Source organism: Deltaproteobacteria bacterium, from assembly GCA_016709225.1.
GTDB lineage: Bacteria > Myxococcota_A > Polyangia > Nannocystales > Nannocystaceae > Xiheibacterium > Xiheibacterium phototrophicum.
Map to the genome: position 1 here is coordinate 1,124,128 of JADJEE010000001.1, position 14,685 is coordinate 1,138,812.

Below are 14,685 nucleotides of genomic sequence, written 5' to 3' on the forward strand. Positions count from 1 at the left end.
GGAGGGTCCAGTGCTTGCGGGTCATTGGTCGGGGTCCTTTTCCGGGTTCGTGCGACCCGCGGCTGGTGCGGGGCGCTCCTTCGACATAGGCCGAAGACGGCCGATCGTGACGGCGCCGTCAGCCCGGCGAGCGTTCGTGCTTGCTGCCGCCGCGGCAGGGCGGGCTCGCTGGCACGGCGCCGCCGCGCTGCGTCCACTCCTGCACGGTGTAGGCGTGGATTGCCAGCGCATGGATGCCGCCGGGCTGCAGCAGCGGTGCGGCCGCGGCGTGGACTGCCCGGTGGCGTGCGACCAAGGTCTGCCCGGCGAAGCCGTCGGCGACCACCACCAGCTTGAAGTGGCTCTGGGCGCCGCGGCTGTGCATGTGCGACTCGTCGACGACCTCGAGCACGGCGGGGGCGAGCGCCTCGACCACGAGGTCGTGCAGCGCCGCGCCGCGATCGCCCGCGATCACGGCGACACCTCGGCCGCGGGGGCTGGGCTCGGCGCCGGCGGCAGCGCGCGCTCGACGATCTCGGCGATGTCGAGCACCTCGATCTGCTCGTCCTTGTTGAAGTGCTTCACGCCGTCGCTGACCATGGTCTTGCAGAACGGACACGCCACGCCGACCGCGGTCACGCCGGCGTCGACGATCTCCTTGGCGCGGTTGATGTTCACGCGCTTGCTCGGCGGCTCCTCGTCCCAGAAGCGGGCTCCGCCGGCGCCGCAGCAGAAGCCGTGCTCGCGGTTGCGCGGCAGCTCGACGACTGCCTGGCCGGTGGCCTTGGCGATCGCCGCGCGCGGCTCGTCGTAGGTCGCGTTCCAGCGGCCGAGGTAGCAGCTGTCATGGTAGGTCATGCGCTGCTCGAGCGGCTTCACCAGCTTCAGCTTGCCGCTGTCGAGCAGGTGCGCGATGAGCTTGCTGTGGTGGATGACCTCGTAGTTCCCACCGAACTGCGGGTACTCGTTGGCGATGGTGTGGAAGCAGTGCGGGCAGCTGGCGATGACCTTGCGCACCTTCAGCGAGTTCCACAGCTCGACGTTCTCCTTGGCGAGCATCTGGAACTGCATCTCGCTGCCGCCGCGGCGCAAGGTGTCGCCGTTGCACTTCTCTTGCTCGCCGAGCACCGCGAAGCTGACCTTCGCCGCCTGCAGACAGCGCACCAGCGCGCGGGTGGCCTTCTTGCTGATGTCGCTATACGAACCGGCACAGCCCACGAAGAGCAGGTACTCGGCGTCGGGGTTGTCCTCGAGGGTCGGCACCGCGAGGTCCTTGGCCCACGCCATGCGCTGTGACTGCGGCAGGCCCCACGGGTTGCCGGCGGCCTCGATCTTCTGGAAGGCGCGCGACAGTCCGGCCGGCACCCGCGTGCCGCCCTCGTCGTTGAGCACGATGTGCGTGCGCATCTGGACGATCTTGAGCGGGTGGTCGATGAACACCGGGCACACCTGTTGGCAGGCGCCGCAGGTGGTGCAGGCCCACAGGGTCTCGTCCTTGATGCGGCCGCCGACCAGCGGTGCCATGCCGGCGAGCTCGGCCTTGAGCGCCTCGATGCGATCGACCACCGGCTTGGCGGCCGCGTCGTTCTTCTTGGCCTCGTAGGCGTCTTGTCGCGCCTTGAACTCGTCCCAGCCGGGCAGGCCCTCGGCGGGCTCCATCACGCCGGGGGCGGGCGCGTCGACGGCGACGCCGAGCTGCTTGCCGAGCCGCTCGAGCTTGACCAGCTTGATGCCGCGCGACTTCATCTCGTCCTTGAGGTCGTGGATGAGATGCATCGGCGACAGCGGCTTGTCGGTCGCGAACGCCGGGCAATAGGTGGTGCAGCGCGCACACTCGGTGCACGCGTAGTTGTCGAGCAGGCTCTTCCAGCTGAAGTCCTCGAGCTTGCCGACGCCCCAGTTCTCGAAGTGCGGGTTGCCCTCCTCGTCGGTGAGCATGAGCTTGGGCATCACCATCCGCTGGCCCTGATCGCGCAGCAGGATGTTGGGCCCGGAGCCGAGCACGTGGATGTGCTTCGAGAACGGCAGGTAGTTGAGGAAGCCGAGCAGGATCAGCACGTGGCCCCACCAGTGCACCTGGCTGGCGACGTGGGCCCAGTGGGCGTCGACCTGGGCGACCGCCGCGGTGCCGCGGACCTCGAACAGGCCGATCATCTGTCCGATCGTGCGCGCGATCGGCTGCATCGGGTCGGCCACCCCGGTCGCGGCCATCTCCCACGCGTGGTGGCCGTAGTGCGTGAGCACCAGCGAGGTGATGCCGCCCAGGATCAACATCGCGTCGAGGTTGGCCGGCACGAAGCGCGGGTGGACCACGAGGCGGCGGTAGAACGCGTACATCAACGCGAAGAAGACGATGAGGTTGGCGACGTCGACCGCCCAGCGGATGTAGCCGTAGAGGCCCTCGCCGAGCACGGTGCCGAAGGTGAACCAGTCGCCGAGCAGGCCCGAGGTCAGCATCTCCACGCTCGCGACGGTCAGCACCAGGAAGCCCCAGTAGATCGCGAGGTGGTGCCAGCTCGAGCGCTCCTCCATCACCTTGCGCTGGCCGAAGAAGAACGTCATCAGGCTCGCGATGCGCTCGCCCCAGGTCTCTTGGAGATTCGACGGTCGCCCGTAGCTGACGACCTTCGCGAGGCGGTAGACGTTGTACGCGAACACGGCGTGCGCGACGATGGCGACCAGGACGAACGCGAGCTGCTTCATGGCGACTTCGTGGGCGACACGCGTGCAACCGCGCGCCGCACGGGCTGTTAGTATCACGGTCCGGCGCCGGCACGCTCGGCCGGCGCAGCCTGCACCGATGCAGGCGGGCCCGCGCACCGGAGATCCGCATCGTGACGCCGCCCGACGCCGTCTGCGAGGCATCGCCCACGTCGAGCGTGGCCGCAGGGCACACCCTGGCGCGTTGCTGCTACGATCGTCGACGCCGTCATGAACGCGCGCGTGGCCCCCGGTACCGCCGCGGATCTCCTGCTCATCAGCGATCTGCACCTCGGATCCCACCTCAAGCCGCGCATGCGCGGCGAGGCGGTGCACCTGGCGTCGCGTATCGAAGAGGTGTTCCCGCGCTTCTGCGAGCACTACCAGCGGGCCGGCCGCTGGCAGCTGGTGATCAACGGCGACTTCATCGACTTCTGGAACATCGAGCTGCCGGGCGCCGCCGGGCTCGCCGCCGAGGCGCTCGCGGTCGCGCGACTGCACGCGGTCTTCGACGCGCACCCCGAGGTCGAGGGCGCGCTGCAGCGGTTCCTCGGCGCCGGTCACGGCATCGTGTTCGTGACCGGCAACCACGACGCCGAGCTTCTGTACCCGGCCGTGCGCGCAGCCATCGTCGCGCGGCTGTCCCCGGCCGACGACGCCGACTCGACCCGCACCGATCTCACCAACCTCGCGGCGCTGGGGGCGGGTCGGGTGCGCTTCGTGCGGTGGTTCCTGCGCGACCCCGCCGGCGCGTGGATCGAGCACGGTCACAAGTTCGATCCCAGCTGCGCGACCCCGGCCGCGTTGTCGCCCACCCGCGGTGGCGAGCTGGTCCAGACCGTCGCCGAGGTCGCGACTCGCAACTTCGCGAACCTGATGCCGGAGATCGACTACGACGCGCCCGACAAGTTCACCGCACGGGACTACGTGCGCTGGGCGGCGGCCCGCGGCTGGCGCTTCGTCGTGCGCGTGATCCTGCTGTACCTGCGGACCGCCGGGCGCATCCTCGCGCTGTGGGCCGGGCCCGGACGCGTCGACAAGGCCGGCAAGCAGGCCCACGCGGAGCGGCTCGCCAAGGTCGCCGAGAACGCGGGCCTGCAGATGAGCGCCCTCGCGGCGCTCGAGAACATGGCCCCACCGCCGACCACCACCACCATCGCGGGGCTGCTGACGATCACGGCGATGGATCATGTCGTCATGCTGGTCACGCTCGCGATCGTCGGGGCCCTGGCCGCGCGGCCGTTCGGGCTGCCGGTACTCGGGGCGTTGGTGGGCTCCGCGCTCGCGATCGCGCTGTCGGTCCGCAAGCATCGGCGCAAGCGTCCACGCAACGTCGCCCGCGACATGCTCGAGGTCGCCGCGGGCGTCGGCGAGGTCACCGGCGTGCCGTTGGTGTTGATGGGACACAGCCACCGCGGCACGCTCGAGCGCTTCGGGGACGTCGTGTATGCCAACAGCGGCAGCTGGCTCGACGGCTCGCACCTGGTGGTGCGGCGCGATGCCCAGGCGGGTCGCTTCACGTCGGTCCAGCTGCGTCGGTGGCGCAACGGCGGGGTGTTGCGCCTGCACGAGATGGCAGTGCCCGAGCAGGCCGAGCGACCCAGCGAGCTCGTCGCGGCCGATGGGCCGCCCGCCTCTGCGATCGTCCCAAAACCATCCACCCCCTGACGATCGCGCGCGAAGCGTGCGATGATCTCCTCAGCAACGTGGCGGGTGAATACATCCTGGTGATCGAGGACGAGGCGTCGGTGCGGACGCTGCTCGAGAAGTCGCTCAGTTCGCGCGGCTATCGGGTCCAGTGCTGCGAAGACGGCCTCGCGGGGCTCACGGCGCTGGAGTCGGCCAAGCCCGACCTCATCATCGTCGACATCATGATGCCGCGGCTCGACGGCATGACCTTCGTGAAGGCGATCAAGGGCAACGGCGAGACCAAGCCGATCCCGGTCATCTTCCTCACCGCGAAGAACGATCCCAAGACGATGATCGTCGGCATCAACCTCGGCGCGCGCTTCTATGTGACCAAGCCGTTCGTGATCGACGACCTGCTCAGCAAGGTCCAGAAGGCGCTCACGTAGGCCGTCCGCCGAGCTCGTGATCGAACCCGGCGGCGCGACGCAGGCGGCCGGCGAGGATTGCATCGGCCAGCGCCTCGATGTCGGCCGCGCCGCTGCGATCGCCCCGGTGCGGCGGCACGACCTCGCGGATCGCCGCGTGCACCGCACGGAGCGGGCCGCTGGTCGGGGCCGGGCGCAGGTCGATTGCGGCTGCCGCGACGATGGCCTCGATCGCCAGCACGCAGGCGACGTTGCGCGCGACCGCAGCGAGCTTGCGCGCGGCGATCGGGCCCATGCTCACGTGGTCCTCCTTGCCCGCGGAGGTCGGGATGGTATCGACGCACGCTGGCATCGACAGCGTCTTGCACTCGCTGGCGAGCGCGGCCGCGGTGACCTGCGCCAGCATGAAGCCGCTCTCGAGCCCGGCGTCGGCGGCCAGGAACGGCGGCAGCCCGCGCGAGGTGTGCTCGCCCATGAAGCGATCGCAGCGGCGTTCGCTGATGGTCGCCAGCGTGGTGAGCACGGCGGTGAGGTGATCGAGCGCCGGTGCGATGCTGCCGGCGTGGAAGTTGCCGCCCGAGAGCACGTCGAAGCCGCCGCCGTGTGCCGGCAGCAACAGCGGGTTGTCGGTCATGCTGTTGATCTCGACGCTCAGGGTCTGCGCGACGTAGCCGAGCGCACCCCTGGCGGCGCCGTGCACCTGCGGCATGCAACGCAGGGCGTAGGCGTCTTGGACCTGGCCGCAGTCGCGATGGGAGTCGCGCAGCGGCGAGCCGGCCATCAGCTCGCGCACGATCGCCGCGGTGCGCTGCTGGCCGGGGTGGGGCTTGCCGGCATGGATGCGAGGATCGAAGGCGTCGACGGTGCCGAGCAGTGCGTCGAGCGAGAGCGTGCCGACGATGTCGGCGGCGGCGACCAGCTCGGCGGCATCGAGCACGCCGAGCGCCCCGATCGCGGCGGTGACCTGGGTGCCGTTGATGAGCGACAGCCCCTCCTTCGCCGCCAGCTCGACCGGTTGCAGGCCGGCGCCGACCAACGCCGCCGCACCCGACATGCGGGTGCCGTCGACGATCGCCTCGCCCTCGCCGACCAACACCAACGCGACGTGGGCCAGCGGCGCGAGGTCGCCGCTGGCGCCCACGCTGCCCTGGCACGGCACCACCGGCACCACGTCGGCCGCGAGCATCTGCGTGAGCGCGTCGACCACCGACGGCCGCACGCCGCTGGCCCCGAGCGCCAGCGTGTGGGCCCGCAGCGCGAGGATGGCCCGCACGCTGGCGACCGGCAGCGGCGCACCGACCCCCATCGCGTGCGAGCGGATGAGGTTCAGCTGCAGGGCGCGGGTGTCCTTGGCGGCGATCGAGGTGTCCGACAGCGCACCGAAGCCGGTGTTGACGCCGTAGATCGTGCGGCCCTGCGCGAGCGCCTGCTCGAGCTGGGCCCGCGTGTCGGCGATGTGTTCGCGCGCGGCCGGATCGATGGCGACGCTGGCCTCGCGTCGCGCCAGCGCGAGCACGTCGAGCAAGGAGATCGGGCGGCCGAGGACGACGGTGTCGGTCATGGGGCGCGGGCAGTGTACCCATGCGCGGCGTGCCACGTGATCGCGATGGCCGGACCGGCGCCGCGTGGGCCGCGAGCCGACGCGCGCGCGACGGCGGCGACGGTGCCGGGTGCCGCCTTGGGAACCAAGGCAGGGTTTGACCCCCGCCGGGGGCCCGACTAGGCTAGCAACCGCGATGAAGGTGTGCCCCCTGTGCGGCGGCGCCTATCCGGTCGAGGAAGGCTTCTGCCCGATGGACGGCAAGCGCCTCCGCACGCGGGTGGCCGCCAACACGCTGCCCGTCGCGGCGCCCGCCGAGGCGTTCGCACGCAGCCTGCTCGGGCAGGTGCTCGATCGCCGCTATCGGCTCGACGAGGTGATCGGCGAGGGCGGCATGGGCGTGGTCTTCCGCGCCACGCACGTGCTCATCGGCAAGCGCTTCGCGGTGAAGGTGCTGCGACCCGAGCACCTCGACGCGGCGGAGCTCGTGCAGCGATTCCTGCTCGAGGCCAAGGTCGCCTCGAGTCTCAAGCACCCCAACGTCGTCGAGATCACCGACTTCGGCGAGCTGCCGGGCGGTGGGGCGTTCTACGCGATGGAGCTGCTCGAGGGCCGCTCGCTGGCGCAGACCATCGACGCCGAGGGCGCGTTCTCGCCGATCGATGCCGGCATCATCGGGCTGCAGGTCGCCCAAGGGCTCGCCGCCGCCCATGCGCAGGGCGTGGTGCACCGCGACCTCAAGCCCGACAACGTGTTCCTGTGCCTGCCGCGACGCGGCGCCCAGCACCCGGTCGCGAAGCTGCTCGACTTCGGCATCGCGCGCGTTGGGCCGCGCCGCATCACCGTCATGGGCGCGGTGCTGGGCACGCCCGAGTACATGTCCCCCGAGATGGCGATGGGCCTCGACGTCGATGCGCGCGCGGACCTCTACGCGTTCGGCGTGCTGATGTTCGAGATGCTCACCGGCACCGTGCCGTTCTATCACCGCGAGGTCGCCAAGACCCTCGAGCTACAGGTGCGGGGCCCGCGGCCGACGCTCGCCTCGCGCAAGCCCGAGCTCGCCGCGTTGGTGCGGGTGGGCGAGCTGGTCGAAACGCTGATGGCGGTGGATCGCGAGACCCGGCCGGCGTCGGCGGAGATCGTCGTGCGCTCCCTGGCCGCGTCGCTGCATCACGATCTCGATCGCGAAGCGGTCGAGGTGGTGAGCCGCGCGACGAAGGCGATCGGCTCGAACCTGCTGGTCGATCTGCTGGAGCCGCGCGCCGACGTGCCGTGGCCCGCCGCACAGGGGCGGTCGCCCGAGCCGCCAACCGCGGCGATCGGGCCCGCGGCGGCGGTGGTCGCTGCGCCGCCCGTGCCGACGCCGCCGGCACGCGCGGGGGCGCGCACGGCCGCGGTCGCCGCAGTGGTGACCGCGTGCATCGCTGGGGCCGCGACCTTCGGCGTGGCGCAGTGGCTGCGTCGCCCCGCGTCCGACGAGGCCGCGGGCGCCGAGTCGCCGCCGGCCCAGGAGGCCTCGATCCTCGCCGCGCCGGCGCTGACCCCCGCGGTGCTGCCGATGCCGACCCCGGTCACCGCCGTGCCGGGCCCCGCGCTCGCGGATCCCGGATCGGTTGCGCCAGCGGGCGCCGGCCCGACGGCGTTGCCGGGGGCAGCGAACGCCGATGCGATGCCGAGCGCGGCGGACCTCGATCCCGCGGCCGCACGCGCGTCGGTGCACGCGAAGTCGGACCCGTCGATCGAGCGTACCAAGACGCAGGCGCGTCGCGCCGCGGACAAGCGGGATCGCACCAAAACTGTCGTGCCTGCGACCGCGCCCGCCGCCGCCGATCCCCCGCCGACACCGCCGAGTCGACCCGAAGACGACGCGCCCTCGACCCCCAAGGACCCACCTGCACACAAGGGCCCCCGTGATCTGAAAGATCCTTTCCCTTCGAAATAATGTACGCTTGAGGCCATCTACGATCGTGTCGGACTCGCAGCAGAAACGGCCAGGTAGCGCCACGATGGTGGCGGACGGAAGCGCGGCGGGCATGCCCGTGCGCAGCCCACCGCCGCCGCCGCGTCGCCCCGGTTCGCACGCCGCACAATCGGTGGCCGCGGCCCCGGGTGCTGCGCAGGCGGCTGCGATGCCGACCCCGGACTCGGCGGCTCCGCTGTCGTCGCCGCCGGTCGTCGGGACGCCCGTACCCGGCGCGCCGGTGGTGATCGCCGCCGCCGTGTCGGCGCAGATCGGCGTCGCCAGTGACCTCGTCGGCAGCGTGCTCGCCGACCGCTACCGCATCCTCAAGAAGCTCGGCGAGGGCGGCATGGGTAGCGTGTACCTGGCCGAGCACACCACCATCAACAAGCGACTCGCCATCAAGGTGCTGTCGCCCGAGTACTCGCACAAGCAAGACCTGGTCGACCGCTTCCTGCAGGAGGCCCGCGCGGCCTCGATGATCGAGCAGGAGAACGTCGTCGAGATCACCGACTTCGGCTCGACCCCGGGCGGCTCGGTGTTCTTCGCGATGGAGTTCTTGAACGGCGAAGACCTCGCGGCGACCGTGAAGCGCGAGGGTGCGCTGCAGTGGCCGCGCGTGCAGGCGATCATGCTGCAGATCTGCACCGCGCTGGATGCCGCCCACGCGGCCGGCATCATCCACCGCGACATGAAGCCCGAGAATTGCTACCGCATCCGCCGCGGCAGCAACGAGGACTTCATCAAGGTGCTCGACTTCGGCATTGCGAAGGTCCAGAGCGACGAGGGCGAGGGCGGTCGCGGTCTGACGCGCACCGGCATGATCTTCGGCACGCCCGAGTACATGTCGCCCGAGCAGGCCAAGGGCGAGCGCGTGGACCATCGCGTCGACGTCTACGCCGCCGGCGTGATCATGTACGAGCTGCTGACCGGCCGCGTGCCGTTCACGGCCGATACCTTCATGGGGATCCTGACCAAGCACATGTTCGAGGCCCCCGCGGCCCCGAGCAGCCTGGCGCCCCACGCCGGCATCCCACGCGAGGCCGAGGCGGTGATCCTGAAGGCGCTGCAGAAGGACCGCGAGTACCGGTTCCAGAGCATGGTCGAGATGGCCCGCGCCATCGAGGCGGTGGGCACGGGTGCCGCTGCGGTGAGCGTCGTGCGCGAGCACGTGGTCGCGCCGCACAGCGGACAGCTGCGGTTCGCCGGCAGCTCGACGGCGATCGAGCTCGACGCCGACGCGGGGGCCTTCGACGCGTCGCCCAAGTCCCGCGCTGGGCTCTTCGTCGGTCTCGGTGTCGGCGCGGCGCTGCTGGGCGGGTTGGTCTATGTGGCCATCAGCGCGCTGCAAGCCGACCCGTTGCCGGCACCGACCGGCGCGCAGGCGGCCGCGGCCGCGGAGCCGCCGGATCCGACACCCGTAGCCGTGGGTACGCCGACCCCGACGCCGACCCCGGAGGCGGCCCCGGCCGCCGTGCAGATCACCGTGGCCACGCCCGGGATCGACGGCGAGGTGCGTGCCGACGGCGATGGCCGCGTGCTCGGTCGCACCAACGCGGCGATCTCGATCGCCAAGGGTGAGACGGCGCTGCGCGTGGTGGTGCACGCCGACGGCTACGACGATCGCATCATCGAGCTGACCCCCGACGCGACCAAGAGCGTGGACGTGTCGCTCGAGGTGAGCGTCGCCGACGAGGCTCCTGTCGAGGTGAAGCCCGAGTCGCACCACGACAAGCGCGGTGGCAAGCGCGGCGGCAAGAAGGACGGCAAGCCCGACGCGAAGGCGGACCCCAAGCCGAACGCGACGCCGGACCCGAAGCCGGATCCCAAGCCGGATCCGAAGGCGGACGCGAAGCCTGACGCGAAGCCGGATCCGAAGCCGGACGTGAAGCCGGATCCCAAGCCCGACCCCAAGCGCGGCGGCGGCTCACCGGATCTCAAGGATCCGTTCGGCCACAACTGAGGGTCGCGGCAGCGCGAGCGCGGCGTCGAAGTACGCCAGCAGGCCCGCGACGTCGTTGTCGATCCACGGCGCGGGGTCGTGCGGGTTGAAGCGCCAGAAGCGAGAGGGCGCGCGCAGGTGCTGGCGAAGGCTCGCGAGCGCGGGGAAGGTCTCGACACAGATCGCCCAGCAGTCGAGACCATGGTGCAGGTGGTCCTCCTGCTCGCCGGTCCACGCGTCGAAGATGCGATGCGCGAGGCGACGGTAGCGAGCCCGCGGCTGCGCGCCCGCGAACGCGCGACACAGCTCGATGTAGCTGCGGTAGGGCGGCCGCGTGGTGACGCGCGCGGGGATCAGCGTGCCCATGAACGAGTGCAGGCCAGCGGCGGCGTGGAAGCGCTGCGCGCCGCACAGCTCGTGCAACGCCCGCGTCTCGGGCTCCGACAGCGGCGCCGGCCCGCAATAGGTGGCCTTGCCGGGCTGCTGCACGCCCGCGCCCGGTAGCGCCCGCCGGGTGGCGCCGTGGGGCAGGGGGTAGTTGCGGTTGAGATCGACGCCGCGGCTGTTGCAGCGCAGCGCCGCCAGCGGCCCATCGCCACCCGCCTCCCAGGTGCGACGGTAGCCGTCGGGGTTTAGGCAGGGCACGACCCACAGCTCGGCGCGTCGACGAAGCGCGCGGGCGGCCGGGTCGTCGGCGGCGACGCGCTCGAGCAGCGCCAGCGCGAGCAGGCCCGAGACCCATTCGATGCCGTGGATGTTCGCGCAGCACAGCACGCGCGGCGCGTCGTGGCGTGACGCCGGCACGCGGATCGCGACCAGCGGCTCGCCGTCGACGCTGTGGCCGAACTCCACCCGCTCACCGCACGCGCGCGCGAGCGCGTCCACGGTGGCGCGGCGGAGCTCGGGCGCGAGGTAGGGCCCGGCGATGGCCGGTGCCCCGCTCACGTCGGCGGTGCCGGCTCCTCGGCGGGCTCGTCGAGGGCGTCGGCGCCCTCGACGGGCACATGACCGTGACCCGCCGCCTCGGCGTCGACCGACGCGTGCGCGTCTGCGGCGCTGTCGATCGCGTCGCCGCTGGCGTGCGCGCCATGGGGCGCGTCGTCGTCCTGCGCCTCGTCGGGCGGGCTCAGGCGCTCGACCACCACCGGCGCGCCGTCGTGTTGCATCTGCGCGAAGGCCCGCTCGACGCGGTGCCACGCGCTGGTGCCGACCTGGAACTGCGTGTCGCGCTCCCCGACGGTGAGGTTGCGGATCGCCTTACCCGCCAGGCCGGTGTGATCCGCGAGCAGGTCGCGGATGTCAGCGGCCTTCTTGCCGTGCGCGCGGCCCAGCGAGAGTCGCACGTCGATCCAGGTCGCGTCGGTGGGCGTGGTCTGCAGATCCACACGCACCGGCTCCGGTGCCGGCGGCTCCTCGGGCTCGTTGTCCTCGAAGTCGCGGAAGCTGAAGTGCGTGGCCCAGACCTCCCAGAAGTCCTTGTGGGGCGGCACCATCAGCGGCGGCGGCGGCGGCTCGGCTTCCTTCTTCTTCTTGCGACGGCGACGGCGTCGCTTGCGACGATCGGCCTCCGAGCCGGCCTCGCCCTCGGTGCCAGCCGCCGCGGCCTCACCGTCGGCTTCGCCCTCGGTCTCACCCTCGTCGTCGTCGTCGCCCTCACCGTCGGCGTCGTCACGGGCGGCCACCGGCGCACCCGCATCGGTCGGTGCCGCGCCCGGGGTGGGCTCGCTGCGGTCGCGCTGCGACAGGTCTTCGAGCTCGACCTCTTCGGCGAGCTGATCGAGCACACCTTGGCGTCGGGCCTTGAGCGTGAAGTCGTCGAGCTCGTCGATCTCGCCGAACTCGTCGCGCACCAGCTGCAGCTCGCTCTCGTCGATGTCGACGAGGATCTCGTCCTGCGCGAGCGGGCGCTGTGGCGTGACCACCGAGGTGGCCTGGACCTCCGGTGCCGAGGTCCCGCCGCCCCGTCTGCGCCCGCGTCGTCGCCGACGCCCGCGGCGTCGACCGCCAGCCTCACCGGCGTCGCCGGCCCCCGCGGCACCGTCGGCCGCGAGCTCGTCGCCCTCGGCCTCGCCGTCGTCGTCGTCGTCGTCGTCGTCGGTTGCACCCGCATCGCCGGTCGGCTCGGATGCGCCGGGGCCAGCGACTGCGGTCTGGCCCTCGGCCGCCCGGCCACCGCGTCGTCGTCGTCGTCGCCGTCGTCGTCGCCCGCCACTGCCGGCCTCGGCACCGGCCTCGGCGGCCGCGTCGCTGCCGTCGCCCGCGACCACGCGGCCGTCCTCGGTGGGCGCGCCGGTGGTCTCGCCGTCGGCGAGCACGTCGTCGTCGTCGTCGTCCACGTCGCCGTCGATGCGGGCGTCGACGCCGGTGTGCTCGATGCGTCCGTGGCTGGCGCCGGCGTCGACGGTCGCGTCGCCCTGGGGTGCCATGCGGGGTCCGTCGCCGCGGCCACGTCGCCGCCTGCGTCCGCGGCGGTGGCGATCGCCCTCACCGCGCTCCGACGCCACCGCGTCGCCTGCCTCGGTGGTCGCAGGCGCATCGGTGCCCGGCTCGGGCGTTGCCACCGGCTCGCGTGGCTCGTCCGCGGCGGCGGTGTCGGTGGCCGCGAGCTCGCGCGGGGGCCGGTCGCGATCCCTGTCGCGATCCCGGCTTCGGTCGCGGCGACGCCGGCCGTGCTCGTCGCCCGACTCGCGCGGACGATCGTCACCGCCGCCGACGGCACGCTGCGCGTCGCCCTCCTCGCGTGGACGATCGTCGCGCGGACGATCGTCGCGGGGGCGATCATCGCGGGGTCGATCGTCGCGGGGTCGATCGCCGCGCGGACGATCACCGCGGGACCGATCGTCACGCCCACGGCCGAAGCGTCCGCCCTCGCGGGGCCGGTCGCGTTCGCGGCGTTCGCCGGTGCGATCGCGGTCGCGATCGTAGCGCGCGTCGTCGCGGACCTCGCCCTCGGGCGCGTCGTCCATCAGCGACGCACGTCGCGGGCGCTGGGCCATCGCCTGCGACAGCAGGTACGCGATGACCCGCTCGCCGCGGGGGTCCTTCATGAGGTTGCGGGCCAGCAGCGTCCACTCCGGCGACACCAGCTCGGGGAACAGGCTGCTGACGTGGTCGAGCTTGACCTCGTTGCGCACGGCCTGCAGCTCCTCGGCCACCGGCATCGTGCGCTCGGTGAACGTGATGGTCGGGTACTGCAGCTTGAGATAGTAGAAGTTGCCCAGCTCGTGCGGCGAGATGAGGCTGATGGCCTGGCCGGCCCGGCCCGCGCGTCCGGTGCGGCCGGTGCGATGGACGTAGGTCTCGGCGTTCTCGGGGAACGAGTAGTTGATGACGTGGCTGATGTGCGAGATGTCGATGCCCCGGCTCGCGACGTCGGTCGCGACCAGGAATCGCAGCTTGTTCTCGCGCATCCAGCCGAGCACGCGCTCGCGGGCCGACTGCGTCAGATCCGACGACAGCGGCTCGGCCGCAAAACCCTCGCGCTGCAGCACCGACGCGACCAGGTTGACCTCTTCGCGGGTGTTGCAGAACACCAGCGAGGTCGCGGGCTCCTCGACGGCGATCACGTCGAGCAGGTCGCGGGTCTTCACCGCGCTGGTCACCGAGTAGTACGAGTGGTGGATCTCCGCCGCTGCGATCGCGTCGCCCGACAGCCGCAGCGGCACCGGGTTTCGCATGTAGCGACGGGCGATGCGCTCGATGGCGCTCGGCACGGTGGCCGAGAACAGCGTGGTCTGGCGCTCCTTGGGGCAGGCGTCGAGGATCGCGTGGATGTCCTCGAGGAAGCCCATCGAGAGCATCTCGTCGGCTTCGTCGAGCACGACCATGCGGACCTTCGAGAGGTCGAGCGAGCGACGACGGATGTGGTCGAGCACGCGGCCGGGGGTGCCGACCACCGCGTGCACGCCGGCGCGGAGCGCTGCGAGCTGGGGCTGCATCGCGGTGCCGCCGTAGATCGGCAGCGGCACCACGGCGGTGTGCTTGGCCAGTCGCAGCAGCTCGTCGCAGACCTGTTTCGCGAGCTCGCGGGTCGGGGTCAGCGCGATGAGCTGCACGCCGGTCTGCGCGGCGTCACCGGCCTCGAAGCGCGCGGCCAGCCACGGCACACAGAACGCGCCGGTCTTGCCGGTGCCGGTCTGCGACTGCACGAGCACGTCGCGGCCGCGGCAGATCGGATCGAAGGTCGCGGCCTGCACCTTGGTGGGGCGCTTCCAGCCGGCGTCCTCGATCGCGCGCAGCAACGCGGGCGGAATGTCGAAGCCGGCGAACGACTCCGGCACGACGACCTCGGCATCGATGATGTCGTCGTCGGTGCCCATGATCGAGCCGCTGCTGCCGTGCCAGCTGGCACCGGACTCGGTGACCGCGGGCGCAGCAGCGCTGGCGTCGTCGTCGGCGGGTGGGCTCGCTTCAGGGGCGGTGGTGGACTCAGGGGAGGTGGAATCGGGGCGCACGTCGGCGCCCCCGGGCGCGTCGGCGCCAGGGTCTTGGATGTCGGACGACATGATGG

9 protein-coding genes are annotated in these 14,685 nt (G+C 71.9%); 4 read left to right on the plus strand and 5 right to left on the minus strand.

The annotated features are described in order from the left end of the window. Nucleotides 1–118: 118 nt before the first annotated feature. Nucleotides 119–364: a BolA/IbaG family iron-sulfur metabolism protein gene (locus IPH07_04735; GenBank protein MBK6916688.1), complete on the minus strand. Its 246-nt coding sequence runs from the start codon at nt 362–364 to the stop codon at nt 119–121. 86 nt (nt 365–450) lie between these two features. Beyond that, nucleotides 451–2,682, minus strand: coding sequence for a (Fe-S)-binding protein (locus IPH07_04740; GenBank protein ID MBK6916689.1), 2,232 nt, complete (start codon nt 2,680–2,682; stop codon nt 451–453). 228 nt (nt 2,683–2,910) lie between these two features. Between IPH07_04740 and IPH07_04745 the strand changes: the two genes are divergently transcribed. Both IPH07_04745 and IPH07_04750 read left to right on the plus strand, forming a co-directional pair. Next, nucleotides 2,911–4,347 carry a hypothetical protein gene (locus tag IPH07_04745; protein MBK6916690.1) on the plus strand — a complete coding sequence of 479 codons (1,437 nt, stop codon included), beginning with the start codon at nt 2,911–2,913 and terminating at the stop codon, nt 4,345–4,347. 38 nt (nt 4,348–4,385) lie between these two features. After that, a complete protein-coding gene (locus IPH07_04750) occupies nt 4,386–4,754 on the plus strand; it encodes a response regulator (GenBank protein MBK6916691.1) in 369 nt (122 codons plus the stop codon). On the opposite strand, the gene hutH is transcribed toward IPH07_04750, so the two are convergent. Then, on the minus strand, nt 4,747–6,294 hold the full coding sequence (gene hutH, locus IPH07_04755) for a histidine ammonia-lyase (GenBank protein ID MBK6916692.1): 1,548 nt from the start codon (nt 6,292–6,294) through the stop codon (nt 4,747–4,749). The genes IPH07_04750 and hutH overlap by 8 nt on opposite strands. 136 nt (nt 6,295–6,430) lie before the next feature. On the opposite strand from hutH, the gene IPH07_04760 reads away from it, so the two are divergent. Further along, nucleotides 6,431–8,215 carry a protein kinase gene (locus tag IPH07_04760; protein ID MBK6916693.1) on the plus strand — a complete coding sequence of 595 codons (1,785 nt, stop codon included), beginning with the start codon at nt 6,431–6,433 and terminating at the stop codon, nt 8,213–8,215. A gap of 187 nt (nt 8,216–8,402) precedes the next feature. Then, complete coding sequence (locus IPH07_04765) at nt 8,403–10,196, plus strand: serine/threonine protein kinase (GenBank protein MBK6916694.1); 1,794 nt, start codon at nt 8,403–8,405, stop codon at nt 10,194–10,196. On the opposite strand, the gene IPH07_04770 is transcribed toward IPH07_04765, so the two are convergent. Beyond that, nucleotides 10,161–11,120 (minus strand): hypothetical protein, encoded by a 960-nt coding sequence (locus IPH07_04770; protein ID MBK6916695.1) that lies wholly within the window; start codon nt 11,118–11,120, stop codon nt 10,161–10,163. The two genes, IPH07_04765 and IPH07_04770, sit on opposite strands and share 36 nt — an antisense overlap. Further along, nucleotides 11,117–14,680 carry a DEAD/DEAH box helicase gene (locus IPH07_04775; GenBank protein MBK6916696.1) on the minus strand — a complete coding sequence of 1,188 codons (3,564 nt, stop codon included), beginning with the start codon at nt 14,678–14,680 and terminating at the stop codon, nt 11,117–11,119. Before IPH07_04775 ends, IPH07_04770 begins: the two co-directional genes overlap by 4 nt. Nucleotides 14,681–14,685: the final 5 nt, after the last annotated feature.